This is a genomic window from Frigoribacterium sp. Leaf263 (assembly GCF_001422285.1).
Classification (GTDB): Bacteria; Actinomycetota; Actinomycetes; order Actinomycetales; family Microbacteriaceae; genus Frigoribacterium.
In genome coordinates this window covers 336,344-359,861 of sequence record NZ_LMMO01000004.1, presented here as the reverse complement: position 1 = coordinate 359,861, position 23,518 = coordinate 336,344, and the positions used below count along the sequence as shown (strand labels likewise).

At 71.6% G+C, this 23,518-nt stretch carries 29 protein-coding genes; 17 read left to right on the top strand and 12 right to left on the bottom strand.

The genetic code is table 11. From position 1 onward, the window contains the following. Positions 1–22 precede the first annotated feature (22 nt). Entirely contained in the window at positions 23–469 is a 447-nt protein-coding gene (locus ASF17_RS10980) for a YdeI/OmpD-associated family protein (protein WP_055799541.1), read from the bottom strand. A 299-nt stretch (positions 470–768) separates the two neighbouring features. Next, positions 769–1,356 (bottom strand): DUF1349 domain-containing protein, encoded by a 588-nt coding sequence (locus tag ASF17_RS10975; RefSeq protein ID WP_055800721.1) that lies wholly within the window; start codon positions 1,354–1,356, stop codon positions 769–771. 24 nt (positions 1,357–1,380) lie between these two features. Between ASF17_RS10975 and ASF17_RS10970 the strand changes: the two genes are divergently transcribed. Continuing rightward, entirely contained in the window at positions 1,381–1,974 is a 594-nt protein-coding gene (locus tag ASF17_RS10970) for a sugar O-acetyltransferase (RefSeq protein ID WP_055799538.1), read from the top strand. Positions 1,975–2,062: 88 nt separating this feature from the next. Here the strand turns inward: ASF17_RS10970 and ASF17_RS10965 are convergent, their stop codons facing one another. The 3 genes from ASF17_RS10965 to ASF17_RS10955 form a co-directional block, all read right to left on the bottom strand. Continuing rightward, positions 2,063–2,863: an SDR family NAD(P)-dependent oxidoreductase gene (locus tag ASF17_RS10965; protein ID WP_055799536.1), complete on the bottom strand. Its 801-nt coding sequence runs from the start codon at positions 2,861–2,863 to the stop codon at positions 2,063–2,065. A 151-nt stretch (positions 2,864–3,014) separates the two neighbouring features. Then, positions 3,015–3,755 carry a DeoR/GlpR family DNA-binding transcription regulator gene (locus ASF17_RS10960; RefSeq protein ID WP_055799533.1) on the bottom strand — a complete coding sequence of 247 codons (741 nt, stop codon included), beginning with the start codon at positions 3,753–3,755 and terminating at the stop codon, positions 3,015–3,017. Continuing rightward, positions 3,703–4,659, bottom strand: a complete 957-nt coding sequence (locus ASF17_RS10955; RefSeq protein ID WP_156357397.1) for a ribokinase — start codon at positions 4,657–4,659, stop codon at positions 3,703–3,705. Before ASF17_RS10955 ends, ASF17_RS10960 begins: the two co-directional genes overlap by 53 nt. A 163-nt stretch (positions 4,660–4,822) precedes the next feature. On the opposite strand from ASF17_RS10955, the gene ASF17_RS10950 reads away from it, so the two are divergent. From ASF17_RS10950 to ASF17_RS10930, 5 genes are all read left to right on the top strand, one after another. Continuing rightward, entirely contained in the window at positions 4,823–5,791 is a 969-nt protein-coding gene (locus ASF17_RS10950) for a sugar phosphate isomerase/epimerase family protein (RefSeq protein ID WP_200913473.1), read from the top strand. Between the two features lie 178 nt (positions 5,792–5,969). Continuing rightward, positions 5,970–6,971: an ABC transporter substrate-binding protein gene (locus ASF17_RS10945; RefSeq protein WP_200913472.1), complete on the top strand. Its 1,002-nt coding sequence runs from the start codon at positions 5,970–5,972 to the stop codon at positions 6,969–6,971. After that, complete coding sequence (locus tag ASF17_RS10940) at positions 6,971–8,578, top strand: sugar ABC transporter ATP-binding protein (protein WP_200913471.1); 1,608 nt, start codon at positions 6,971–6,973, stop codon at positions 8,576–8,578. Before ASF17_RS10945 ends, ASF17_RS10940 begins: the two co-directional genes overlap by 1 nt. Beyond that, on the top strand, positions 8,571–9,626 hold the full coding sequence (locus ASF17_RS10935; RefSeq protein ID WP_055799519.1) for an ABC transporter permease: 1,056 nt from the start codon (positions 8,571–8,573) through the stop codon (positions 9,624–9,626). The genes ASF17_RS10940 and ASF17_RS10935 overlap by 8 nt, the downstream gene beginning before the upstream one ends. Before the next feature lie 9 nt (positions 9,627–9,635). Next, a complete protein-coding gene (locus ASF17_RS10930) occupies positions 9,636–10,088 on the top strand; it encodes an RbsD/FucU family protein (protein WP_055799517.1) in 453 nt (150 codons plus the stop codon). Positions 10,089–10,168: 80 nt separating this feature from the next. Here ASF17_RS10930 and ASF17_RS10925 read toward each other — a convergent pair whose 3' ends face one another. After that, on the bottom strand, positions 10,169–10,906 hold the full coding sequence (locus ASF17_RS10925; RefSeq protein ID WP_055799514.1) for an SDR family NAD(P)-dependent oxidoreductase: 738 nt from the start codon (positions 10,904–10,906) through the stop codon (positions 10,169–10,171). A gap of 111 nt (positions 10,907–11,017) precedes the next feature. Here ASF17_RS10925 and ASF17_RS10920 point away from each other — a divergent pair, with 111 nt between their 5' ends. Further along, the gene (locus ASF17_RS10920; RefSeq protein ID WP_055799512.1) at positions 11,018–11,887 is read left to right on the top strand and encodes a hypothetical protein; all 870 of its coding nucleotides are present in this window, start codon (positions 11,018–11,020) and stop codon (positions 11,885–11,887) included. Between the two features lie 158 nt (positions 11,888–12,045). Next, on the top strand, positions 12,046–13,068 hold the full coding sequence (locus ASF17_RS10915; RefSeq protein ID WP_055799508.1) for a hypothetical protein: 1,023 nt from the start codon (positions 12,046–12,048) through the stop codon (positions 13,066–13,068). 351 nt (positions 13,069–13,419) lie between these two features. Here the strand turns inward: ASF17_RS10915 and ASF17_RS10910 are convergent, their stop codons facing one another. Then, the gene (locus ASF17_RS10910; RefSeq protein ID WP_055799505.1) at positions 13,420–13,854 is read right to left on the bottom strand and encodes a hypothetical protein; all 435 of its coding nucleotides are present in this window, start codon (positions 13,852–13,854) and stop codon (positions 13,420–13,422) included. Between the two features lie 262 nt (positions 13,855–14,116). Between ASF17_RS10910 and ASF17_RS10905 the strand changes: the two genes are divergently transcribed. The 8 genes from ASF17_RS10905 to ASF17_RS10870 all read left to right on the top strand — a co-directional run bounded on the left by ASF17_RS10905 (position 14,117) and on the right by ASF17_RS10870 (position 18,564). After that, positions 14,117–14,665, top strand: a complete 549-nt coding sequence (locus ASF17_RS10905) for a GNAT family N-acetyltransferase (protein WP_055799501.1) — start codon at positions 14,117–14,119, stop codon at positions 14,663–14,665. Between the two features lie 75 nt (positions 14,666–14,740). Beyond that, positions 14,741–15,274 carry a GNAT family N-acetyltransferase gene (locus tag ASF17_RS10900; RefSeq protein WP_055799498.1) on the top strand — a complete coding sequence of 178 codons (534 nt, stop codon included), beginning with the start codon at positions 14,741–14,743 and terminating at the stop codon, positions 15,272–15,274. Positions 15,275–15,366: 92 nt separating this feature from the next. Further along, entirely contained in the window at positions 15,367–15,801 is a 435-nt protein-coding gene (locus tag ASF17_RS10895) for a GNAT family acetyltransferase (protein ID WP_055799495.1), read from the top strand. Positions 15,802–15,958: 157 nt separating this feature from the next. Continuing rightward, positions 15,959–16,903, top strand: coding sequence for a MerR family transcriptional regulator (locus ASF17_RS10890; RefSeq protein WP_055799492.1), 945 nt, complete (start codon positions 15,959–15,961; stop codon positions 16,901–16,903). A 63-nt stretch (positions 16,904–16,966) separates the two neighbouring features. Beyond that, positions 16,967–17,431, top strand: coding sequence for a prevent-host-death protein (locus ASF17_RS10885; protein ID WP_055799488.1), 465 nt, complete (start codon positions 16,967–16,969; stop codon positions 17,429–17,431). Between the two features lie 2 nt (positions 17,432–17,433). After that, the gene (locus tag ASF17_RS10880; protein WP_055799486.1) at positions 17,434–17,784 is read left to right on the top strand and encodes a hypothetical protein; all 351 of its coding nucleotides are present in this window, start codon (positions 17,434–17,436) and stop codon (positions 17,782–17,784) included. Beyond that, positions 17,781–18,056, top strand: a complete 276-nt coding sequence (locus ASF17_RS10875; protein WP_156357395.1) for a hypothetical protein — start codon at positions 17,781–17,783, stop codon at positions 18,054–18,056. Before ASF17_RS10880 ends, ASF17_RS10875 begins: the two co-directional genes overlap by 4 nt. Positions 18,057–18,069: 13 nt before the next feature. Beyond that, positions 18,070–18,564 carry a tetratricopeptide repeat protein gene (locus tag ASF17_RS10870; RefSeq protein ID WP_055799480.1) on the top strand — a complete coding sequence of 165 codons (495 nt, stop codon included), beginning with the start codon at positions 18,070–18,072 and terminating at the stop codon, positions 18,562–18,564. Positions 18,565–18,587: 23 nt separating this feature from the next. Here ASF17_RS10870 and ASF17_RS10865 read toward each other — a convergent pair whose 3' ends face one another. From ASF17_RS10865 to hxlB, 5 genes are all read right to left on the bottom strand, one after another. Further along, positions 18,588–19,385: a transglutaminase-like domain-containing protein gene (locus ASF17_RS10865; protein WP_055799476.1), complete on the bottom strand. Its 798-nt coding sequence runs from the start codon at positions 19,383–19,385 to the stop codon at positions 18,588–18,590. A gap of 253 nt (positions 19,386–19,638) precedes the next feature. Further along, positions 19,639–20,535, bottom strand: coding sequence for a hypothetical protein (locus ASF17_RS10860; protein ID WP_055799473.1), 897 nt, complete (start codon positions 20,533–20,535; stop codon positions 19,639–19,641). A gap of 248 nt (positions 20,536–20,783) precedes the next feature. After that, positions 20,784–21,023, bottom strand: coding sequence for a DUF1653 domain-containing protein (locus ASF17_RS10855; protein ID WP_055800719.1), 240 nt, complete (start codon positions 21,021–21,023; stop codon positions 20,784–20,786). A 168-nt stretch (positions 21,024–21,191) separates the two neighbouring features. Next, the gene (gene hxlA, locus ASF17_RS10850) at positions 21,192–21,812 is read right to left on the bottom strand and encodes a 3-hexulose-6-phosphate synthase (RefSeq protein ID WP_055799470.1); all 621 of its coding nucleotides are present in this window, start codon (positions 21,810–21,812) and stop codon (positions 21,192–21,194) included. 54 nt (positions 21,813–21,866) lie between these two features. Then, positions 21,867–22,451, bottom strand: coding sequence for a 6-phospho-3-hexuloisomerase (gene hxlB / locus ASF17_RS10845; RefSeq protein WP_055799467.1), 585 nt, complete (start codon positions 22,449–22,451; stop codon positions 21,867–21,869). 101 nt (positions 22,452–22,552) lie between these two features. Between hxlB and ASF17_RS10840 the strand changes: the two genes are divergently transcribed. After that, positions 22,553–23,392, top strand: coding sequence for a helix-turn-helix transcriptional regulator (locus ASF17_RS10840; RefSeq protein ID WP_055799464.1), 840 nt, complete (start codon positions 22,553–22,555; stop codon positions 23,390–23,392). Positions 23,393–23,518: the final 126 nt, after the last annotated feature.

Sequence of the window (23,518 nt, the reverse complement as noted above, 5' to 3'; positions counted from 1 at the left end):
CTAGCCGACCGCGCGCCGCGACCTAGACCCCGGCGCGGGACTGCAGGAGCTTCTGCACGACGCCGTCGATGCGTCGCGCCCGCGTCGCGTCGGTCTTGGCCCCCTCGACCGAGACGATGTGGGCCTTGCGAGCACTCGGGGCCAGCGCCTTGAAGTCGGCGGTGACCCCGGCGCCCTCGAGCGCCTCGCCCAGGTCGGCCGGGACGGGCATCTCGCGAGACGACGTGTCGAGCTCGATGTCGACCTGCAGGGCGTCGCCGCCGCCGATGCCGGTCAGACGACGCTTCTCGGCGGAGAAGGGGATGAGCGCGCGTCCCCCCATGGCGCCGACGGTCGAGGTGAACGAGTGGTCGCCCAGAGTCACGCGCACGGCGGGACGCCGCCCGCCCGCCAGGGCCTCGAGCACCTCGGCGGGCACCTCGATGCCGGTGTTGCGACCGGCCTGGAACATCGTCGTCTCGAAGCGCATGGTCTGACAGTGCCACGCGCGTATCGATCGCGCGAGCACGACGTGGACCCGCATCCGCGACCCCGTCCGTCGCACCGCTGGACGGGCGGCGACCCGACGGACACTCGGAGCATGGTTCGACATCGAACAAGAACCGCACCTGCCGCTGACAGACCGGGTAATTTCTCCAGCACGTCGGGGGCAGTTCACTCTCCGGCTTCGGGGTACGGGGATTCGGGTCCTCGTGCTTCCGGGTGGGGCCGCCGCGCAGGGGTGCGCGATGCCGGCCCCGCCCCTCCCTCGGCGTCGCCCGTCACGGGTCAGTCGTCGGGGTGCAGGCTCGCATCGGCGGCCACGCTCCGCCACGCGGTGAAGAGGACGGTGAGATCGCCGCGGGACGGAGCGCAGCACATCGGCCCGGCGGTCACCGCCGCATCGGCGTCGAGGGGTGCGACCCGCACCATCCGCCACGGCTCGTCGTCCACCCTCGCCCGGATGGTCAGCGCGTCGCCCGACCGGCTCGCGCGCATCGTGACGAGACGACCGTGCCAACCCGAGACGGGGGACAACGACCAGTCGGACACGCCGCGCGTGACGACGGCTCCGAGGCTGTCCTCGCCGTCGCTGCGCTCGACCCCCGCCTTGATCCAGGTCGCCTCGTCGACCTTGACGAAGAGGCCCGCCTGATCGAACTGCGCGGCGAAGTCGAGGCGGAACGACACCTCGACCGCGGTGTCCTGAGCGAAGGGAGCGAGAAGGGCGTGCTCGGTGTCGTGCACGAAGCCGTACGAGGTGGTGCGCCAGGCGTCGCTGCCCTCGGCGGCGGTGACGCGCATCCCGTCCGCTGCGACCTCCACTCGGGTGGGCGTCGTCGTCCAGGTGCCGGAGTTCCAGTCGAGGTCGGTCATGACGATCAGCGTACGCTCGTACACATGACTGTCGATCACTTCGCCGGAGACGACCGCACCAACCGCGAGCGGATGCTCGCCGGCGACCTCTACATCGCCGACGACCCCGAGAGCGCCCGGCTCGCGCGACGCGCGATGCGGCTCACCGACGCCTACCACCGCGCGGCGATCGACGACGAGGCCGCCGCCCGGCCCCTGCTCGACGAGCTGCTCGGGTCGCTCGGCGCGGACGCCTACGTCAAGCCTCCCCTCTTCGTCGACTACGGCGAGAACATCCGCATCGGCGCCCGCACCTTCGTCAATCACGGCCTCACCGCCCTCGACGTCGCCGCCATCACGATCGGCGACGACTGCCAGATCGGGCCGAACGTGCAGCTGCTCACCCCCACGCACCCCGTCGAGCCCCAGCCGCGGCGCGACAAGCTCGAGGCCGCCCGACCGATCACCATCGGCGACAACGTCTGGCTGGGCGGCGGGGTCATCGTCTGCCCCGGCGTGAGCATCGGCGACGACAGCGTCATCGGGGCGGGATCGGTCGTCACCCGCGACATCCCGAGCGGCGTGGTGGCCGTCGGCAACCCCGCGAGGGTCATCCGGGACGTCACGCCGGGATCCTGACGCCCGCCGCCTGCCGCCTGCCGCCCGACGTCTGGCGGCACGACGCTCACGCCGGTCCGCTCGACCGGTCGGCGACCACGGACTCCGGTCAGATGGTCGCGACCGATCCGGCGTCGACGCGGTAGTTGCTCCCGTTGACGAAACTCGCCCGATCCGAGACGAGGAACGCGATCACGCTGGCCACCTCATCCGCCTCGCCGCGCCTCCCGAGCTCCAGATACGGACGCTCCTCCTCGAGGAACGAGCTGACGGCCTCCTCGAACGACGTCCCGTTCTCGTCCGCCCGCTTGGTCATCATCGCGTCGGTCATCGGGGTCGCGATGAACGCCGGGCTGACGGTGTTCACCAACAGGCCCTCCGTGGCATAGGACCTCGACAGGCCCTTGGCGAACGAGAGGATGCCGGCCTTCGCGGCGCAGTACGGCAGCTCGTCGTCGTACGGCTGGACGGCGTCCTCGGACGCCGTCAGCACGAGGCGGCCCCATCCCCCGGCTCGGAGATCGGGGAGGAACTCGCGCACCAGCCGCACCGGCCCGAGGAGGTCGGTCTCGATGGTGCTGACCCAGCCCTCGTCATCGATCTCGTGGAACATGCCCTGCGCTCCGGTAACACCGGCGCACTGGACGAGGATGTCGATCGTCCCCACCGCGTCCCGCACGGAGGCGTGCAGCCGTTCGAGCGAGGCCACGTCGCGGATGTCGGCGGGGAACGCGAACAGCGTCCCGTCAGCAGCCTCGAGCTCCGCTGCCGCGGCATCGAGCCTGCCTCCGTCGATGTCGGTGATGACCACCACGACGCCCTCGCGGAGCAGCTGCTGCGCGGTGTGCCATCCGATGCCCGAGTCCGCTCCGGTGACCAGAGCTCTGCGTCCGCCGATCCCGAGATCCATGTCAGCTCACCGCCTCGACGGCGTCTGCGACGAGGGCCCGTGCCTCATCGACGTGGTGCGGTCTGTCTGAATGCCGGGACATGCTCTCTCCGTTCACTGGCTGATGCCGTGGACGATAGCCGTCGCACCGCGTCTTCGTGACGGACCGGACTCAGGATCCGGCGACGACGTAGGCGGCGGCCGCGTCGAGCACGGGGGCGTGACGGTCGCTGACGACCGTGCAGGCGGCGAGGCCGAACGAGCGGCAGAGGGAGACCACGTCGAACTTGCTGCTGTCGGCGAGCACGACGGTCTCTCGGCTGTGGGCCTGGACGAGACGCTTCTTGTTGGCCTCGCGGATGTCGAACGTGGTCACACCGGCGTCGGCGTCGATGCCGGTCACGCCGATGAACGCCCGGTCGAAGTAGAGGTCCTCCAGCTGGCGGTCGGTCATCGTGCCCGCCACCGAGCCGATGTCGGGCAGATAGTCGCCGCCCAGCGCGGTCACCGTGACCTTGGGGCGCGGCACCATCCCGAGCACCTGCGTGTTCGACGTGATCACGTGCACCGCGATGTTCGGCAGAGCCACCATGAACTCGGTCAGCGAGGTGCCCGAGTCGACGTAGATCGTCTCGCCCTCGACCACCATCGCGGCCGCCGCCCTCGCGATCGCGACCTTCTCGTCGCGGTTGATCTTCGACTTCATCGCGGCGGGCAGCTCGGCCGCACGCTCCTCGGCCCGGATCGCGCCTCCTCGGAGGCTCACGACGTGACCGGACTGCTCGAGCTCGCGGATGTCCCGTCGGACAGTCGACGGTGACGCACCCGTCGCCGTGACGAGGTCGTCGATCAGGATCGAGTCACCCAGCGCGACGCGATCGAGGATCAGCTGATGTCTGGCGAACGATTTCATCGTCGAGGGCCTCCCGTGTCGGCATGCTGGACTGCGCGCCCATCCCCGCGACCGTCACCGAGGCGACCAACGCGGCCGTGCGGGCGGCCCGGAACGGATCGACCCCCTCGGCGATCGCCGCGGCGAAGGCCCCGATGAACGAATCGCCGGCGCCGGTCGTGTCGACCGCGTGAGCCGCGACCGCCGCCACGAACTCCGCCCGGTGATCGGTGGAGACGTAGCAGCCGCGACTTCCGAGGGTGAGCACGACGTTCGAGCAGAACGAGCCTAGCTCGCCCACCACGGCCCGCATCGCGGCGTCGTCCGTCACCTCGCCGAGGGGGTGCCCGAGGTACTCGGCCGCCTCGTCCTCGTTGACCACGAACCAGGTGCAGGCCCGCGTCATCGAGAGCGAGACCGGTCGCGCCGGCGCCGCGTTGTAGACGACGGGCACCCCGGCGGCCGCGGCGAGCGCCACGGCCCGCTCGTTCGCCGACGCCGGCACCTCGTTCTGCAGCACGACCACGGCGGACGACGCGACCAGGTCGGCGTTCTCGCCGACCCACTGCCCGGTGACCAAGGCGTTGGCGCCCTCGACGATCGTCGCGTGCACCTCGCCCTCGCCGACGACGTGCACGATGCCGAGTCCGTTCGACGCCTCGGTCGGGCGCAGTCGGTGGTCGACGCCCTCGCTCTCGAGGTTCAGCCGGCAGAGCTCGCCGTACCGGTCGGCCCCCGCCGCCCCGACGAAGAGCACCTCGGCCCCGAGCCGCGCGGCCTGCACGGCCTGGTTCGCGCCCTTGCCGCCGAAGTCGCCGCGGAAGCCCGTCGAGACGAGCGTCTCGCCCCGGCGCGGCAGCCGCTCCTGACTGACGATCAGGTCGTAGTTGATGCTGCCGATCACCAGGATGGCGTGCGCCGTCATGCCGTTCTCCACTTCATCATGCGGGGCGACCTGCCGTCGCCAGGGCCGAGACTAGGCGCTGATGACAAAAATTGTCAAAGCTGTGAGTCGAAGAGCGCGGCCTACACAGCACAAAGGCCCGTAACCAAGTGAATCAGAATGACGCGGGTTGACAATGCTTGTCATGATCCGTACAGTCACCACCATGAAGTTCGCCACGCGCCTCAACTCGTTCATCGCCGGTGGAGACACCGCCGCAGCCCTCCGCCGCATCAGCGCGACCCAGGGCATCGACTACGTCGATCTCAACTACCCCGAGCACTTCGTCGGCATCGAGCCCGCCGACATGAAGCCCCTCCTCGACGAGCTCGGACTCACCCTCAACAGCGTGGCCATGCGGTTCCGCAAGGACTTCGTCCACGGCGAGTACAGCAACCGCGACGAGGCCGTCCGCCGTGAGGCCATCGAGCTGACGAAGGCCGGCATCGACGCCGCAGCCCTCGGCGGCAGCGACCTCGTCACCGTCTGGCTCGGCTTCGACGGCTTCGACTACACGTTCCAGAAGGACTACGCGAAGGACCTCGGCCGCATCGTCGAGGCGTTCCAGGAGCTCGCCGACTACCGCCCCGACGTGCGCATCAGCATCGAGTACAAGCCCTACGAGGAGCGCGTCCACTCCGTCATCCGCAGCGTCGGCCAGACCCTCCACGTGCTGCAGCTCATCGACCGCCCCAACGTCGGCGCCACCCTCGACTTCGCCCACATGCTCATGGCCGGCGATGCGCCCGGCTTCGGCGCCGCCCTCCTCCTCGCCGAGGGCAAGCTCTGGGGCGTCCACCTCAACGACGGCAACAACGACCACGACGACGGGCTCATGATCGGGTCGATCCACCCGTTCGAGACGATCGAGTTCCTCTACTACCTGCTTCGCCACGACTACGACGGCGTCATCTACTTCGACACGTTCCCGATCCGCGAGGACGCTCAGGAGGAGGCGGAGACCAACCGCGCCACCGTCGAGCTGCTCATCGCGAAGATCGAGGCCGTCGGCGTCGACCGCATCACGCAGGTCATCGAGCAGGCCGACGGCATCGCCTCGCAGCGTCTGCGCAACGAGCTGATGAGCATCGCGCCCGCAGGCCGCACCGCCTGACACGGGAGCCGCCCGGCTCCCCGGCCGGCGCCTCCGGAACCGCTCGTCGACCGGAGGCGCCGGCCGACCGCCCGAACACGAACACGAACACGAACACGAACACGAGCACCCCGAACCCCTCTCACACCTAGGTGGAAACGCAATGGCGCGATCTAGAACAGTCTTCTCACTCTCCCTCGTGGCGACCATCGCCCTCGTGGCTCTCGTCGGCGGCGTCGTCGGCGGCCGGGCGACGGTCTCCGAGGCGGCCTCGAACGGAGGTGGGGCAGGAGGCGCGGCGTCGGGAGTCAAGGTCGACGTCATCATCCGCGCCAGCGACTCCGCCTACTGGCAGACCCTGCTGGCGGGCTCCGAGGCCGCCGCGACCGACTACGGCATCGAGGTGAACACGTTCGGTCCGACCTCCGAGACCGACATCGCGGGCCAGGTGCAGCTCGTCGAGAACTCCGTCTCGCGCGGCGCCGACGCCATCCTCATCGCACCGAGCTCGAGCGAGGCGCTGAACACCTCCATCGACGCCGCCCGCGAGGCCGGGATCAAGGTCATCACGGCCGACACGAAGGTCACGGCCGAGATCGAGGGCCACATCGGCACGAACAACGTGCTCGCCGGCACGGCCGCTGGCGAGCGCATGTGCCAGCTGCTCACCGAGCAGGGCACGACCACGGGCAAGGTGCTCGTCGAGGCGCCCATCGCCGGCATCGAGGCCAACCAGGATCGCGACGCCGGCTTCCGCGCCGGGCTCGCCGTCGACTGCCCCGACATCGACTCCAGCCTGCAGAGCTACAACAACAACGACATCGCGACCGCCGCCTCGCAGGTGAACGACGCGATCTCCGCCAACCCGGATCTCGTGGGCGTCTTCGCCGACAACAACAGCTCGGGCGTCGGCGCGGCCACGGCCATCAAGGACAACGACGCGGCGGACGACATCGCCGTCGTCGCGTTCGACTCCGACCCGGCCGAGAACGCCGCCCTCGCCGACGGCAGCATCGACGCGCTGATCGTGCAGAACCCGTGGTTCCTCGGCTATCAGGGCGTCGTCGAGGCCGCGATGGCGACCCAGGGCCGCATCCCGCCGGCGAGCCTCGACCCCGGCGTCGCGGTGGCCGACCGCGACAACATGGAGACCCCCGAGATCAAGTCGCTGCTCGAGCCCCAGACCGCCGAGATCGACTGATGCCCATCCGCGAGCCCGAAGGCACCGCCGTGCTGCAGCTCACGGACGTCTCGAAGGCGTACGGCGCCGTGCAGGCCCTCAGCGGCGTCTCGCTCAAGCTCGTCCCCGGGCAGGTGCACTGCCTGGCGGGCGAGAACGGCGCCGGCAAGTCGACCCTGATCAAGATCCTCACCGGGGCCGTGCCTCGCGACTCGGGCGACTACGAGATCGACGGGGCCACGGTGACCACCGCCTCCCCGGCGGCCCTCCGCACCGCGGGCGTGCAGGCCGTGTACCAGGAGCTCAGCCTGCTGCCGCACCTGTCGGTCGGCGAGAACATGTTCATGGGTCGACTGCCCTCGCGCTCGGGGGTCATCCGGGCGCGCGACCTGCACGACCGCTGCCGGTTCGTGCTCGACTCCCTCGGGCTCGACGACGTCGACCCCGACGTGATCGTCGAGCGGCTGCCCGCGGCGACGAAGCAGCTGGTCGAGGTGGCGAAGGTCGTCACGGCCGACGCGGTCAAGGTGATCGTCTTCGACGAGCCGACGACCGCGCTGACCGAGGCCGAGTCGGACCGTCTGCTCGACCAGATCCGGAAGTTCCAGCGGGAGGGCGTCGCCATCCTCTACGTGACGCACCGGCTCGAGGAGATGTTCGCGATCGGCGACTGGGTCACCGTGCTGCGTGACGGCGAGCTCTCGCAGAGCGGCCCGATGAGCGACTACACCGAGGACACCCTGATCAACGCCATGGTCGGTCGCGAGGTGTCGTCCCTCTATCCCGAGGAGGCGCGCGAGGTCCTGCCGTCGCGCCTCAGCCTCCGGGCCCTGAAGCGGACGCCCGACAGCCCGCCCGTCGACCTCGAGGCCCGAGGCGGCGAGATCCTCGGCATCGGCGGGCTGCTCGGGTCGGGTCGCAGCGAGCTGCTGCTCAACGTGTTCGGGTCGGAGCCCGTCGCGTCGGGCGAGATCCTGATCGACGGGGTGGCCGTCCGCGCCGACGGACCCCGCACGATGATGGACTCCGGCATCGCGCTGCTGACGGAGGACCGCAAGGTGCTCGGACTGCTGCCCGAGCTGTCGATCCGCGAGAACGTGACGATCGCGAGTCTGCGGGTCGGGTCGCGGAAGGGCCTGCTCCCCGGCAGGGCGCAGGCCGCCGAGGCCGATGCGCTGCTCGACAGCCTGCGGATCCGCGCCGGCTCGTACGACCAGCCCGTGTCGACCCTCTCGGGCGGCAACCAGCAGAAGGTGCTGCTCGCCCGCTGGCTGCTGACGAAGCCCAAGGTCATCATGTTCGACGAGCCGACCAAGGGCATCGACGTCGGCGCCAAGGGCGAGCTCTACGACGTCATCAACGACCTGGCCCGACGCGGTCTCGCCGTGATCGTCGTCTCGTCGTACCTGCCCGAGCTGCTCGGCCTCGCCGACCGCGTCGTCGTCCTCCGCGAGGGCGCCGTGGCCGGCGAGCTTCCGGGCGGCGCCTCCGAGGAGGACGTGCTCCGCCTCGCCAGCGGCGGGGTCGACGACTCCGCCGACCATCTGCGCGGCATCCCGCCGCTCAGTCACGATCCACACTCCGACCCTGTCGCCCGACAGAACATCGAGGAAGTACCCAATGCCTAAGCTGATGTGGCGCGAACCCATCGAGACGACGACCATCCGGGTGGTGCGGAACGGCGACGACGCCTCGGCCGCCGCCGCCCGGGCCGCAGCGAAGCCGAAGGTCACCACGCTCGGCAGCATCGCCGGCCGCGAGAGCGGCGTGCTCGTCGTCCTGCTCGTCGTGTTCGGCGCGCTGACTCTGCTGAGCGACGACTTCCTGACCGGGAACAACCTCGCGAACCTGGCGCGTCAGGTGTCGATCTACGGCATCCTCGCGATCGGTCAGCTGATGGTGATCCTCACCGGGGGCATCGACCTCTCGGTCGGGTCGATCCTCGGGCTGGCCGGCGCCGCGACGGCCCAGCTGCTCGTGGCGGGCGTCCCGATCCCCCTCGCGCTCCTCCTCGGCGCCCTGGTCGGCGCCGTGCTCGGCATCATCACCGGGCTGCTCGTGACGAGGTTCAAGCTGCCGCCGTTCATCGCGACGCTCGGCATGCTCGGCATAGCCCGGGGCGTCGTGCTCGTCATCACCGACGCGAACACCATCCAGGGGCTGCCCGACGGGTTCCAGGAGATCGCGAACGGCTCGGTCGTCGGCATCCCGAACCTGCTGATCCTGTTCGTGGTCATCGCAGCGATCGCGGCGTTCGTGCTGAAGCGCACGGTGTTCGGCCGCTACGTCTACGCCGTCGGATCGAACCCGGAGGCGGCACGACTGGCGGGCGTGCCGGTGCGGCTGGTCACGATCACGGTCTACGGAATCGCCGGGCTGCTGTCGGCGGTCGGCGGGGTGCTGCTGACCTCGCGACTCGGGGCCGGGGTGCCGACCGCGGGCACCGGGTTCGAGCTGCAGGCCATCGCGGCGTGCGTGATCGGCGGGGCGAGCCTGTCGGGCGCCCGGGGCAGTGCGATCGGCGCGGCGTGCGGGGCTCTGCTGATCGGGGTGCTGAACAACGGCGGCAACCTGCTGGCCGTGAACTCGTTCTATCTGCAGATCGCGATCGGCCTGCTGATCCTCGTGGCCGTGGCGTTCGACCAGATCAACAACCGGGCCTCGGCTCGCGAGTAGGACGCGATCATGCTGAAGGGGATCGACCCCGCGCTGACGGCCGAGCTGCTGATGGTGCTCATGTCGATGGGCCACGGCGACGACCTGCTGCTCTGCGACGTGAACCACCCGGCGGCGTCGATCGCGGCCGACACGACCCACGGACGGGTGATCGATCTGGCCGGCTGCGATCTGCCGCGGGCCGGGGCGGCGATCCTGTCGCTGATGCCGCTCGACACGTTCGTGCCGGCCCCGGTGAAGCGGATGCAGGTGGTCGGCGACCCCGACCGGGTCGTGCCGGTGCAGGAGGCGTTCCAGGAGATGCTCGACGCGGCGGCCGGGCGACCGGTCGCCGTCGAGGCACTGGAGCGGTTCGACTTCTACGCGGCGGCGCGGCGCTCGTTCGCCGTCGTGCGGACGTCGGACTGGGGGCCGTACGGCTGCTTCATCCTCCGCAAGGGCGTGGTCGAGCAGCCTGTGTGACACGTGCGGCGGGTCCCCGTCATCCGGGGCGGTCAGCGCTGACCCGCCGCCGATGACGGGGACCCGCCTCACACCCACGCTCAGCGCTGCGGCAGCGCGACGCCCGTCTCGCGCTCGAGCACCGCGAGCACGGCGTCCTGGAACCCCTCGTCGCCGACCGAGTCGTGCGGCCGCTGCTGCTCGTCGTGGAACCAGTACGCCCCGCTGACCTCGCCCAGCTCGCCGAGCGCCAGCAGCCGCTGGGTGCGGTGACCGAGTCCGAAGTCGTCGGGCGCCCCCGCGCCTCCCATCTTCGTCGCCACCCAGCCCGGGTCGACCGCGTTGCTCCGCAGGTCGGGCCGGAGGCGCGCGACAGCCGCCGAGAGCGCCGTCACGAAGAGCTTGCTGTCGGAGTACGACCCCGTCTCGCGCGACCCCGACCAGTCGACGCCGTCGAGCACCGAGGCGGTCCCGCTCTTGTGCATGCCGCTGCTGAGATACACGTGCCGTGTCGGCGCCGTGACGAGAGCGGTGAGCAGGTACGGGGCGACGACGTTGACGGGCATCATGGCGGCACCGCGGATGAGTCCCGCGTTGTGGATGACGGCGGCGAGCGGGGTGTCGAGCGCGTTCAACTCGTCGGCGAGCGCCGTGACGGCGTCGCGGTCGGAGAGGTCGGCGACGACGAGTCGGGCTCCGCGGTCGACGAGGGGCTGCAGCACCTCCCCGCGCGAGTCGCTGCGGGCGTGGACGACGACGTGGTGCCCCTGGTCGAGCAGGGCTTCGGCGGCGCCGCGGCCGAGGCCGTCGGTCGAGCCGGTGACGAGGATGTGTGCCATCCCTGCATCCTGGACCCCGCGCCTCCCACCGTCCTGGATCCCCCTTCCGGCGCGGTCCGTCCTCCTCGCGGTGGACGCGGAGGCCCGCCGATCTGCCCGAGACTCGGCCCCATGCCCTCCGACACGTACGAGCCGCCCGCCGCCGACGAGGGCAGGAGGAGCCGGTCGAGCAGGCGGGGGACGGTCGTCTCGGTCGTCGTCCTGGCTCTGCTCGTGCCCACCCTCGGCCTGGGCGCCCTGGCCTGGCTGCTGTCGCCGGGACCGGTGATCACCACGGTCGTCGACGCCTCGGGGCGCGAGACCGAGCTCGACTGGAGCGAGCACCCCGGCCGGGTGGACATCGGCGTCGACGAGGTGCTCGCGGGGCCGAGCCTCGAAGAGGGCCTGGCGGAGGGCGAGGCGATGATCGACGAGATGAAGACGGCGCTGACCGAGCGGTTCTCGGTGAGGTGGGTCGCGCCTCCGGGGGATCAGGCCGACATCGACGTGACGTTCCCGGTCGAGAACGGGTGGGGCGGGGAGTCGCTGCTGCAGGTGGTGAACCTGCCGACCGAGCAGACCTCGTCGGTGCCGCGGACGTGGGCCGAGAAGGAGGCGGCGGTCGCCATCATCGGCGAGGTCGCCGCCCGACACGGCTGGTCCGAACCCGTGTACGACGAAGATCGCTACCCGCAACCGGACGCTGACCGGCTCGAGTACACCGGCGGCACCACGCTGCCCGAGCAGGTGATCGTCTCGGGCGGCATCGAGGGGCCGACCGGCCAGTGGCTCTCGTTCACATTCCAGGATCTGTCGAAGGACGACGCCCAGGGCACCTTCGCCGAACGCCTCGCCAGCCCCGAGGACGAGGGGTGGGAGCCCGAGACCATCGCCCTGTCGTACGGGGCGAACGGGCTGCTGCCCGAATCGCGCCGCGCCGAGTTCGAGCGCCGCGCCGAGCCGTTCGCCGGGTACCCCGTGCCGGAGGGGCTCGAGCCCTGAGGCGGTGAGGTCGGCCGGTTCGGGGCCGGTGCGGGGCCGGTGCGGGAGGCTCGCCGGGCCGGGCGATGATCGTCGTCTGGCCGGTTGGCCTAGGTTGGTGAGAGGTCGTCAGCACTGCTGCGGGGGCCTCGACCGCGACCGCCTGGGGGGCACGCATCATGAGAGTCCTGGCATCCGTCGCGTCCGTCCTCCTCCTGACGGGGCTGATCATCGCCGCGCCGCTCCTCCTTCTCGGGGTCGCGCCTCCTGAGGACGAGTGGACCCTGATGCTCGCCGTCTTCGGGGTGCTGCTCCTCGGCGGGGGGCCGCTCGTGCTCGGGTCGCTGCTCGCGACGTGGGACGTCCGGCGCGGCGCGGCCGGCCGGCGCCGCCTGCGGGCCTGGTACCTCGGCGTCGGGCTCGCCGAGGTCGTGGGGGCGGCGGGGGTCGTGGCGTACGGCGTGATCAACGGCGCGCCGGTGTGGGTGCCCGTGCTGTTCGTCGCGGTGGGCGCGGCGCTGACCGCGGCGGCGGTCGTCGTCGGCCCCGCCCTGCTGCGGCGCGAGCAGGCCGATCGCGCGGGGGCGCCGCCGTGGGCCCCGGTCGCGCAGCGCGAGATCCGGCGGAAGGTCGTCATCATCGCGCTCGTGTTCGGGGCGGTCCTCATCGCCGCCTCCTTCGCCCTCGTCGTGTTCGTCGGCTTCGAGGACGCGGCGGAGAGCCTGCTGGTCGCGCTCGGGCTGGCGTTCACGGCGTCCGCCCTAACCTGCATGATCGTCTCGGCACCGTTCAACCGTGCTCTGCGCGAGAGCGTCGGCGGCGACACGACGCTGCTGAAGAAGGTCGGCAAGGCCGTGCTGGGGCGCCGCCGGGTCGACCTCGACCCCGCCGAGCGCGACGCCGCGATGATCTACGCGCAGGTCTCGAGCATCACCCTGCCGTTCCAGGTGGCGTGGATCACGCTGCTGTACACGGGGCTGATGATCCAGCAGATCACGCGACTGCTGGACGAGGTCGACGTCTTCAGCCTCGTGCTGCTCATCGTCCTCGCCGCGATCCTGCTGGTGGTCCTGCCTCTGATGCTGGTGCGCATCGCGCGGGCCCGGAGGTGGGTGCGCGCCGGCGAGGCTGTCGCAGCTGGGTCCGCTGGGCCCGCTGGCGAGAGCGGCGGGGCTGCACCGCGAGCGGAGCAGCAGCCCTAGCCCGGGCCTCAGCCCGGTGCGGGTCCCGTGCCGGCTCCGGCTCCCGCTCCGCGCCCACTCCGCCCCGTCCCGGATCCAGTTCCGGCCCCGGCCCGCGCTCCCATCCCAGGGGCATGTCATGCGCCGCGAGCTATTACGCATCCATGCGTAATAGCTGTTTCGCGGTGGCACCCCACCCCGGCCAGCAGGCCGTGCCCGAGGCCCGGACGGAGGCGGCACGACCGCGGAGCGGACACGGTCGGCTCCTCCACCGCCGAGTGATCCGGTTCAGCCGAACCAGCGGCTGGCGCCGGGATCACGTGGATTCCCCACTCGAGCCGATCTTCTCGTCACGGACGCCACCGCAGCGTCTCAGCTCTGGGGAGTCTCGGCGACGCGGTCGTCGCCCGTCGCAGCGATGCGGTCGCCGTCGGTCACGGCGGCGCGATCGCCGTCCGTCGCGCCAGCACGGTGGCCGTCCGCTCCGGCGGCGGGCCGGTCGGAGGGGCGGCGGAGCCCCTCGACGGACCACACGACGGCGCCGGCCAGCCCCGTGAAGCCGGCCAGGAACAGTCCGACGACCGCGAGCACGCTGCCCCACACCAGACTCGAGGCGTCGCGCTCGCACGACTCGAGCGTCTCATTGCCGAATTCGTCGAGCACCCCGCACAGGCCGGAGAGATTGCTCACGCCGACGCCGACGGCCACGAATCCGACGATGAGGCAGACGAGCGTCAGAGCCGCCAGGGCCAGCACCCACAGCCGGGCGCCCGAGGAGGTCTTCACGCGGACCCAGAGGTTGTTCACATCGCGAGGGTAGCGCCCGGAGCGGCCTGCCGGAGCTCCGCCCCACCTCCCGACGAGCGGCCGGCGCGACTACTCGGGGCGGCCGCGGCGAGCGCGGCGGGCACGATGCTCGTCTCGGAGGACGAGGCACAGGCCGACGAAGGCCGCGCCCAGCACCAGTGGGGCGATGACGGAGAAGATCATGGCGTCAGTGTGCTCGCTCCCGGCCGTGCTGACCAGGGGTCGGGCGGTCGGGGTGGGTGCCGGTGACTACAGTGCTGGTGTGCTCCCCGCTGCGACCCCGCGCCTCCGGTTCCGGCCGATGACGTCGGGGGATCTCGATGACATGGCGCGCCTCCTCGGGGATCCCCGGGTGATGGAGTTCTACCCGGCCCCGAAGACGCGCGACGAGGCCGCTCGGTGGATCGCCTGGAACGAGGAGAACTACGCCGCCGACGGCTTCGGGCTGTGGATCATCGAGACCCGCGAGGGCGTCTTCGTCGGAGACTGCGGTCTGACCTGGCAGGACGTGAACGGCGAGCCGAAGCTCGAGGTCGGATACCACGTCCGCACGGAGCTGCAGGGGCGGGGGCTCGCGACCGAAGCCGCCGCCGCATGCCGCGACCTCGCCCGCGAGCACGGGATCGCCGACGAGCTCGTCGCCATCATCCACCCCGACAACACGGCGTCCGAGCGGGTCGCCCGCAAGATCGGCATGACCCGGCTCGACGACGACCGCGGCGGGGGCGGCATCGCCGTGCGGACCGTGCTCGGCTTGAGACTCGATCGCGCGTCGACGGGGCCGGTCGCCGGCTCCGACTCGACGCCGTAGCGGGCCGGCGCGGTCGAACCGGGATCACCCCGGTCGGGTAGGAGGCGCGGGCAGGGCGAGCGAGAGAATGTCACCGTGATCGATCGTCTGACACTGCCCTCGACCCTCCGCACCGGCGGTACGCCTCTCGTCGTCCGCCGGGCCGCCCCGGACGACCTCGAGGCGATCATGCGGCTGCTCTCGGACGACCCGGTCAGCGCCGGTCGCGGCGACACGGCCAGCGACGACGACCGTGACGCCTACGCCCGGGCCCTCGCCGACATCATCGCCGACCCGGGCAACGACATCGTCGTGGTCGCCGGCCCCGACGGCGCCGTCGTCGGCACGCTGCAGCTGACGGTGATCCCCGGCATGGCCCGCCGCGGGAGCTCCCGCCTGCTCGTCGAGGCCGTCCGCGTCTCGAGCAGCGTGCGGTCGTCGGGGATCGGCGGGGCGCTCATGCGCTGGGTGACCGACGAGGCCGCCGTCGAGCTCGAGACGCCCCTCGTGCAGCTCACCTCCGACGCGGCACGGACCGACGCCCACCGCTTCTACACGCGCCTGGGCTTCGTCGACTCGCACGTCGGCTTCAAGTACTCGGTGCCGCTGCCTGCCCCCACCCCGCGCTGAGAGCCCACCACAGGGCTCGGTGCGCCTCGCGTTCTCCCCAGGTGCGCCTCCCTGCTTCCCGGCGCCGCGCCGCCTCGTGTCAGGCTCGGGGGATGGTTCAGATCCGAGCGTTCACCGAGGCCGACACCGAGGCCGTCGTCTCCCTCTGGCAGGAGGCGCGGCTCACCCGACCCTGGAACGACCCGTACCGGGACATCCGGCGCAAGACGACGACGCAACCCGAGCTGTTCCTCGTCGCGGACGACGACGGGTCGGTCGTCGGCACGGCGATGGTCGGCTACGACGGGCACCGGGGGTGGATCCACTACCTCGCCGTCGCCGCCTCGCAGCGCGGCACGGGGCTCGGCCGAGCGCTCGTCGGCGAGGCCGAGTCGATGCTCGCCGCCCTCGGCTGCGCGAAGGTGCAGCTGCAGGTGCGACCCGACAACACCGACGTCCTGGCGTTCTACGAGAGCCTCGGCTACGAGACGTACGAGGCCGTGAGCATGGGCAAGCGCCTCGAGAGCGATGAGGTCGGCGGGGTCTGAGGCGGCGGATGCGGGGTCTGGGCCGCGGGTGGGGCTTGCGGCTTCCGTAGCGTCATGTGGTCTGGTTGTCCGTGGGGTCGCAGAGGCTGCGTTCCCGGTTCCGCTCCCGTCTCTTCTCCGTCCCCGTCCCGCTCCGTCCGCCGAGGAAGGCCCCTTCATGCACCCGTCCTTCATCCCGCCGCGCCAGGTCCAGATCGGCGATGCCGCGACATTCGTCGGCACGACGCCGCGCGCCATCCGTCACTACGAACAGCTCGGGCTGCTGCCCGCACCCGAGAGGGGCGGCGACGGCCGACGCCGCTACGGGTACGACGACATGATCCGACTGCTGTGGATCCGCACGATGGCCGGCGCGGGCATCTCGCTCGACGACATCCGCGGGGCCTTCGGCGGCGCGGGGTCCGAGGGGCCTCCCATCCATGCCGCTGCGGCTGCAGGAGGCGATGACGATGACGTCACCGACGTCCTGCAGCGCCTCGAGACCACGCTCGCAGCCCGCGAGGCGGAGCTCGCGCGACAGCGGGCGGCCGTCGAGCGGATGCGGACCCGGGGCAGTCGGCTGGGGCTGCTCGACGACTTCGTCGCCCGTCGTCTCGAGCACCTGCCCGAGGGATCGCTGCGGCAGTCCGACCTCGACACGCTGCTCGTGTCGGAGCGGATGCTGAGCCCTCTCGGCGCCGCGATGCAGGCCGGGCGGTTCATCCTGCTGGCCTCGCGACCCGACCTCCGCGCGGAGTCCGACCGCGTCGACGCCGCCGAAGAGGCCCTCGACGACACCGTCGCGGTCGACGACCCGCGGGTGGCGCAGGCGGCGGCCGAGCGGCACGCCTTCGAGGAGCGACTGCTCGCCGCCATCGTCGAGTCCGGAGAGCCCGACGAGGACTTCGCGCTGATCGACCTCTGGGACGAGCTGCACCCGCCAGCCGACGACGGCGGTGCCGGTGGTTCCCCTGCCCGTGCCGACGGCGCTCGACGCGCGCCCCGCACCGCGATGGACGCCCTCGGCACGATGCCCTACGACTTCTCGCCCGCCCGTCTCCGCTGTCTCGAGCTGTCCGCCGAGCTCATGACGGAGTCGCCCCTCCCGCCCGGCCTGCGCTGACCGAGGCACCTGCCCGGCCGGTGCCGGCTCGACTTCCGAACATGTTCGGAATAAAGTAGCCCCATGAGCCAGACGACCGAGAGCCGCTCCCGCACCCGTCGATCGTCCGACCTCAGCAAGCACTCCGCAGAAGTGTTCGCCGAGGCCGAGGACCACCCCGTGACGGTGACCCGTCGTGACGGTGAGGACCTCGTCCTGATGTCGCTGCGCGAGGCGGTCGGGCGCACGACGCTCCTCGACCTCGCCGCTCAGCTGATCACGGCGACCGTCGACACGGAGGGCACTCTGAGCGAGCGCATGTCACGGGCCTTCCCGTGGATGCTCGCCCTGTCGCCCGGCGACCGCGAGACCTGCGCGCGTGATCTCCTCGACGCGGCGCGCGCCTCCTTCTCCACCGATGAGTCGCATCTCGTGACCGTCGAGCTGGCGGCCTGGAAAGAGACCGCCACGGCCGTCGCCGCCGGGCTCGGCCGTGTGGATCTCGAGTGGCTCGACGATGAGGCCGACCAGATCGTCGATCGCCCCTAGCCGTGGCGACGACGAAGAGGGGCGAGCTCGTCCCCCGCCCGCCGAAGAAGATCGAGTACGAGCTCCGGTTCGCGACGTCCGAGGCAGCCCGGGGATGGCGAGACCTGACGTCGACGATCCGTAACGCCATGACCGACACGCGGGATTTCCTGACGAGCACGCCGCTCACGACGACGCCGACGAACCACCGACTCCGCGGCGAACTCGGGACCATCGACCGCGGCGGCGAGGCTTTCGAGCGCTGGCAGCACAAGCCGACCGCCCGCGGCACGGCACGCGTCTGGTACTTCGTGGAAGGGCGGACGGTCTTTCTCGAGCACGTCCACACGAACCATCCGAACGAGACGAAGTGAGCGCGACGACGATGCCGACACCCGATGAGCCAGACAGATCGACGTCATCCACCGATATCGGTGCGGCGGGCAATGTGGTCATCTGCGCCGGAATCATCATCGCCATACCGATCTACGCCCTGTCGACCGGCATGCAAGGCGCTGACCTGATCATCGCGGGAGGCGCCCTCGTGATGGGCATCGCGTTGGAGATCGGGTTCATCCGCACTCTGATGGCCCGGAGGCGGCGGAGACAGGGCACCCCGCAGCCGTCGGAGAAGCCCCGGGACTGACTAGCGTGGGCGCATGAGCAGCGACGACCGCGACGACTGGGAGGCGCGCGTGGCCGCCGCGTGGGCCGACGAGACCATCGACGATCAGCGGCGGATCGAGGTCGTGCAGGTGCTGGCCGACGAGGCGCCGCACCCCGCCCTGGGCGAGTTCGAGCTGGGCGGCGCCTACGACTCGGGCGGGCACGAGGTCGAGGCCGACCGGCACTACGCGGCAGCGACGGCGGCCGGTCTCGACGCCGTCGACCCCGATCGCGCCGCCCGGATGGTCGTCCAGCACGCCTCCACCCTGCGGAACAACGGGCGCGTCGACGAGGCCATCGCGATGCTCTGCGACGCCCCCGAGCACCCGGCGACCGGAGCGGCCCCGAAGGTCTTCCTCGCCCTCGCGCTGCACAGCGCCGGTCGTGCCGACGAGGCCCTGCGCGTCGCCGTCGAGGCCCTCGAGCCGACCCTCCCCCGCTACCACCGCTCAGTCAAGGCCTACGCGGCGGCGCTCACCGAGCGGTAGCCGAGGGTCGGCGGCTCAGCGGCTCAGCCGAGGCTGACGAACTCGGCGACGTCGTCGGTGGGGAGCTCGTCGACGACGGCGGTGACGCGCATGCTCGCGACCGTCACCGCGCCTCCTCGGCTCGAGAGGAACGCGGTGTCCGACGCGTCTCGCCCCGTCGCGATCCGCACGAGCGACTGCCGCGGAGCGAGCGCCGTCGCGTCGACCACGTGCCACTGCTCGTCGACCCACGCCTCGGCGACGGCGTGGAAGTCCATCGGCGACAGACCGGGCGCGTACACCGACACGAGCCGGGCGGGCACGTCGAGCGCCCGCAGCAGCGCGACGACGAGATGCGCGTAGTCGCGGCACACTCCCCGCCGGTCGAGCAGCGTCTGCACGGCGCCGTCGGTCGGCGCGCTCGCCCCGGGCACGTAGGCCAGGTGCGCACCGACCCACGAGCTCACGGCGGCCAGCAGGTCGCGCCCCTCGAGCCCGCCGAACTCGGCGCGTGCCGTCGGGAAGAGCGTGTCCGACTCGCAGTACCGGCTCGGACGCAGGTACCTCACGAGGTCGATCTCGTCGAGCTCGGCCGGCCCGATGCGGCCCTCGACGACGGCCCGGTAGTCGACGACGACCCGCCCCTCCTGCACGTCGCAGAGATGCAGCCGGGTGCCGTGCCGGTCGTCGAGCTCGCGGACCGTGATCGGCTCGCCGTTCTGAGTCACGACCAGGGTCTCGTCGGTCACGGCGTCGTACAGCCGCGACACGGCGATCGACAGGACGAACTCGGCCGGAGCGGCGACGTCGAACTCGAGCAGGGCGGCGGCGTGGCGTCTCATCCGCCGATCATGACAGCCGAGGAGGCGCGGTGCGTGTCGGGCGTGTTACCGGCGGCCGCATCCGTGGCCGGCCCCCGCGCCCGCGCCCGCGCCCGCCCCACTGGTCAGAAGATGCTCACTCCAGCCCGCCGAAGAGCACCTTCCGACCACTCGAGCTCGACGCCCGCCCGAGGGCGCGAGCGCGTACAGGCGCAAGCGCTCCAACGACGAGACGCCCTCCCCGCGAGGGGGAGGGCGTCTCGAGTCGGACGGATCAGTACCAGTTGACCGCCTGGCTGTGCGACCAGGCGCCGCACGGGCTGCCGTAGGCGCGGTCGATGTAGTCGAGGCCCCAGGCGACCTGGGTGCTGGCGTTCGTCGCCCAGTCCGAGCCGGCCGACGCCATCTTGCTGCCGGGCAGCGCCTGCGGGATGCCGGTCGCGCCTCCGTTGGCGTTGTAGGCCTGGTAGTTCCAGCCGGACTCCTTCGTCCACAGCGAGACGAGGCACGAGAACTGGTCGGCGCCCCAGCCGTAGTCCGACGAGGCGAGTCGCTGCGCGGTGGCCTGGGCCCCGGCGACGGTGTTGCCCTCGGCGAGCGAGGCGGCCTCCGCGGCGGCTTCCGCAGCGGCCTTCGCCTCGGCGGCGGCCTCAGCCTCCGCAGCGGCCTTCGCGTCGGCGGCGGCCTTCTCTTCGGCGGCCTTCTTCTCGGCGGCGGCCTTGACCTTCTTGTCGACCTCGGCGGCGGCGGCCTGGACCGTCTGCGCCGTGCTGGCCGTGTGCGCCACCCGGTCGTCGACCGCGTCGGCGTCGAGCGACTCGTAGTCGTCGAGTGCGGCGACCGACGTCTCGAGCGCGCTGGTGTCGACCTTGCCCGAGGTCGCGGCGACGACCTGGTTCGCGATCGAGATCGTCGACTTGGCCTTCGCGTCGCTGAGCGACTCGGCGATCGCGGCCTCCTGCGCCTCGACGTCGGCTGCGTGGGAGGCGGTGGTCGTCCCGGTCGCGGGCCCGGAGGTCGTGTACACGGCGAAGCCGGTGCCGCCGACGAGGGCGACGGCGGCGATCGAGCCGATCGTCATCAGCTTGCGGCGCGCGGCCCGGCGGCGGGCGGTGGCCAGCGCGCGGCGGGTCGTGGGCGCAGGGGTGGTGCCTGGTGTCTCGGGGGGCATGGAGTCCTCGTGCTCGGCCGACCCGCGCCTCCTCGGTGCACGCAGGAGGTCACGACCCGGTTCGGACGACGGAGATGACACGTCGTCGAGGCCGGGGATCGGCGGTGGGGGTCCGTCGAGGCGTGAGAGCCTCGAGTCGTCCGCCCACGCTCCCGTCAGACGGGCGTGCGCTCGGGCGAAGCGGCAAGTATGCAGAAGATTCCTGATCATCCGCACAGAATCATCCTGCAGAGGGATGCGGCGGTGGTTCAGTGCTCGCGCACGAACCGCAGACCGTCGTAGCCGTCGCGCTGCACGGTGGCGACGAAGTCGTCGAGGGGACGCACCCAGAACGAGTAGTCGTCGTAGAGCTTGCGATAGAACACGAGGGCCTCGTCGGTCTCGCTGTGGCGGCCCGTGCCGACGACCTCGTAGAGGGCGCCCTTGAAGTGCCGGTAGATGCCGGGCTCGGGGGCGGAGGTGGGCTCGGGGGTGATCGGCTCGCTCATCACGATCACACTACGACCACCCGAGACGGACTCGACTACGGCTCAGGTCCGCGCTAGCTTCGACCCCGGCAGACCGGGAGGTGCGGCCGCCGGCAGCAATGGCGCTGACGACGGCCGTTCCTCCCGGCCAGCCCCCGAGGGCCACCCGGGGGCCGACCGGCACTCGGGTCAGATGGCGGCGCGGATCTCCGCAGCGGCCGCGGCGACGTCGTCCGCACCGTAGATCGCGGCACCGGCGACGGCGACCTGCGCACCCGCGTCACGTACCGAGCCGACCGACGACGCCTTGACGCCGCCGGCGACCGAGAACGGCACACCCGAGGCCTTGCCGGCCTCGAGCAGCTTCTCGAAGGTGAAGCCCTCTTCGGCCTGCTCGTCGAGGCCGGCGTGCATCTCGACGAACTCGGCGCCGAGCGCGACGACCTCCTTCGCGCGGGCGGCCTTGTCGCTGACGCCGATCAGGTCGACGACGATGCCCTTGCCGTGGGCCTTGGCTGCCTTGACGGCGCCGGCGATGGTGCTGTCGCCGGCGACGCCGAGCACGGTTACGAGGTCGGCGCCGGCCTTGAAGGCCTCGCCCGCCTCGAGCTCGCCGGCGTCCATCGTCTTGAGGTCGGCGAACACGATCTTGTCGGGGTGCGCCTCTTTGATGGCGGTGATGGCGCGGAAGCCCTCGGCCTTGATCAGCGGCGTGCCCAGCTCGATGATGTCGACGCTGGGTGCGGCGGCGGCGGCGAGCTCGAGGGCGGCCTCGGTGGTCAGGGTGTCCATGGCGAACTGCAGCTTCATGTGGTGCTCCTTCTGTGATGCGGATGAGGGGAGGATCGAGGAGGCGCGGTGCGACTACTCGAGGTTGGCGTGCCGAGGCCAGAGGTCGTCGGCGTCGATGCCCGAGCGCTTCCACAGGGCGTGGAAGAGCGCGTCGCCGACCAGCACGACGACCTGCTCGAACAGGCCGCCGGCGTACTGCGCCGACGCGTCGCCCGAGCGGTCGAGCTTCTCGGCGGCCGGCACGATGACGACGGCCGTGGCGAGCTCGGCGAGGGGGGACGAGGAGGCGGTCGTCACCGCGGCGACGCGGGCGCCGGCCTCGGTCGCCGCCTCCGCCGCACGGACGATGCCGCCCGTCGTGCCGGAGCCGCTCGCCGTCAGCAGCACGTCGCCCTCGCGGATCGCAGGGGTCGTGACGTCGCCGACGACGTGCACGGCGAGGCCGAGGTGCATGAGGCGCATGGCCGTCATGCGCAGCGCCAGACCCGAGCGCCCGGCACCGTGCACGAAGACGCGCTCGGCGCCCGAGACCAGATCGGCCACGGCCTCGAGACCGTCGGGGCTCGTCTCGACCACGGCGCGGATCGCCTGATCGACCTCGGCCCGGACGAGCTCGAGCGCGTCGGCGGGGGTGGGGGTGCTGTCTGCGGAGGGCATGGGTACCACCCTGCTCGCCCGCACCTCCTCGTGCGCCGTGCATCCGACGAGGTGCGACTACCCGTTCGGGTGGGCCGCCGTGTGGAGGATAGGTTGGCCCCATGCTCGACACCACCGCGCCCCTCGCCGATCTGCCGTCGCCCGCCAGCCGATCGCTCGTCGTCGAGCACGCCCGAACCGTCGCCGAGCTCGTCGACCGGCAGGCCCTCACGCTCGAGTCCCTGCTCGCGACCCTGCGGTCGGCCCGCCTCGACGACCGCGCCGCCCGCACCATGGCCATCGACATCGCCGCCTCGGCCATGGTCGAGATCCGCACCGAGACGGACCACCAGCGGTCGCTGCTGCTCGAGCCGGTGGTCGGGGCCTTCGCGCGCCTCCGGAGCGATCTGCGGCCCCTCGTCCGCTTCGGCGACCTCGACGTCCAGTTCGTCGAACCGCCCGCGACGGGTCGGGCCCTGCCCGGAGAGGTCGCCCACGCGGCCCGGGCCATCGTCCGGAGCGCCGTGCTCGCCCTCGTCGACACCGGCGAGTCGCGCCGCGTGCGCATCCAGTGGGACTGCGACGGCCTCAACCTGCTGATGAGCATCCGCGACGACGGCGCCGGGGCCCTGACCGTGCACGACGACTCGCTGCGACCCATCGCCGAGCGGGTGACGGCCCTCGACGGCTCGCTCTCGGTCGCCTCGACGCCGGGCTGGGGATCCGACGTCGCCGTCACTCTGCCGCTCGACCCGCCCGCCGAGAGCGGGTCGCTCGACGACACCGTGGCGCTGAGCGTCCGCGAACGCGAGGTGCTGCGCCTCGTCGCGTCGGGCGCACGCAACCGGGCGATCGCCGAGTCGCTCGGGATCAGCGAGAACACGGTGAAGTTCCACGTCTCGAACCTGCTGCGGAAGGCCGGCGCCCGCACGCGCGCCGAGCTGACCGCGCTGACGCGGTAGCCGGGGTGAGCGCGCCGGCCCGCCCGCGCCCGGCCAGGCCCGGCCCGGCCCGGCCCGGCCAGCTCATCGGTACACCCGCTTTTCGGCGATACACCCCGATGAATGCGGGTGTCGCGCCGAGAACGG

Excerpts from the sequence above, each read along its gene's own strand:
- ASF17_RS10840 (WP_055799464.1), top strand. The coding sequence starts at position 22,553 with ATGCTCGACACCACCGCGCCCCTCGCCGATCTGCCGTCGCCCGCCAGC.
- ASF17_RS10915 (WP_055799508.1), top strand. The coding sequence starts at position 12,046 with ATGAGAGTCCTGGCATCCGTCGCGTCCGTCCTCCTCCTGACGGGGCTG.
- ASF17_RS10960 (WP_055799533.1), bottom strand. The coding sequence starts at position 3,755 with ATGAAATCGTTCGCCAGACATCAGCTGATCCTCGATCGCGTCGCGCTG.
- ASF17_RS10975 (WP_055800721.1), bottom strand. The coding sequence starts at position 1,356 with ATGACCGACCTCGACTGGAACTCCGGCACCTGGACGACGACGCCCACC.
- ASF17_RS10930 (WP_055799517.1), top strand. The coding sequence starts at position 9,636 with ATGCTGAAGGGGATCGACCCCGCGCTGACGGCCGAGCTGCTGATGGTG.
- ASF17_RS10890 (WP_055799492.1), top strand. The coding sequence starts at position 15,959 with ATGCACCCGTCCTTCATCCCGCCGCGCCAGGTCCAGATCGGCGATGCC.
- ASF17_RS10980 (WP_055799541.1), bottom strand. The coding sequence starts at position 469 with ATGCGCTTCGAGACGACGATGTTCCAGGCCGGTCGCAACACCGGCATC.
- ASF17_RS10950 (WP_200913473.1), top strand. The coding sequence starts at position 4,823 with ATGATCCGTACAGTCACCACCATGAAGTTCGCCACGCGCCTCAACTCG.
- ASF17_RS10970 (WP_055799538.1), top strand. The coding sequence starts at position 1,381 with ATGACTGTCGATCACTTCGCCGGAGACGACCGCACCAACCGCGAGCGG.
- ASF17_RS10855 (WP_055800719.1), bottom strand. The coding sequence starts at position 21,023 with ATGAGCGAGCCGATCACCCCCGAGCCCACCTCCGCCCCCGAGCCCGGC.
- ASF17_RS10965 (WP_055799536.1), bottom strand. The coding sequence starts at position 2,863 with ATGGATCTCGGGATCGGCGGACGCAGAGCTCTGGTCACCGGAGCGGAC.
- ASF17_RS10870 (WP_055799480.1), top strand. The coding sequence starts at position 18,070 with ATGAGCAGCGACGACCGCGACGACTGGGAGGCGCGCGTGGCCGCCGCG.
- ASF17_RS10955 (WP_156357397.1), bottom strand. The coding sequence starts at position 4,659 with ATGACGGCGCACGCCATCCTGGTGATCGGCAGCATCAACTACGACCTG.
- ASF17_RS10940 (WP_200913471.1), top strand. The coding sequence starts at position 6,971 with ATGCCCATCCGCGAGCCCGAAGGCACCGCCGTGCTGCAGCTCACGGAC.
- ASF17_RS10925 (WP_055799514.1), bottom strand. The coding sequence starts at position 10,906 with ATGGCACACATCCTCGTCACCGGCTCGACCGACGGCCTCGGCCGCGGC.
- hxlA (WP_055799470.1), bottom strand. The coding sequence starts at position 21,812 with ATGAAGCTGCAGTTCGCCATGGACACCCTGACCACCGAGGCCGCCCTC.
- ASF17_RS10865 (WP_055799476.1), bottom strand. The coding sequence starts at position 19,385 with ATGAGACGCCACGCCGCCGCCCTGCTCGAGTTCGACGTCGCCGCTCCG.
- ASF17_RS10920 (WP_055799512.1), top strand. The coding sequence starts at position 11,018 with ATGCCCTCCGACACGTACGAGCCGCCCGCCGCCGACGAGGGCAGGAGG.
- ASF17_RS10885 (WP_055799488.1), top strand. The coding sequence starts at position 16,967 with ATGAGCCAGACGACCGAGAGCCGCTCCCGCACCCGTCGATCGTCCGAC.
- ASF17_RS10860 (WP_055799473.1), bottom strand. The coding sequence starts at position 20,535 with ATGCCCCCCGAGACACCAGGCACCACCCCTGCGCCCACGACCCGCCGC.
- ASF17_RS10895 (WP_055799495.1), top strand. The coding sequence starts at position 15,367 with ATGGTTCAGATCCGAGCGTTCACCGAGGCCGACACCGAGGCCGTCGTC.
- ASF17_RS10935 (WP_055799519.1), top strand. The coding sequence starts at position 8,571 with ATGCCTAAGCTGATGTGGCGCGAACCCATCGAGACGACGACCATCCGG.
- hxlB (WP_055799467.1), bottom strand. The coding sequence starts at position 22,451 with ATGCCCTCCGCAGACAGCACCCCCACCCCCGCCGACGCGCTCGAGCTC.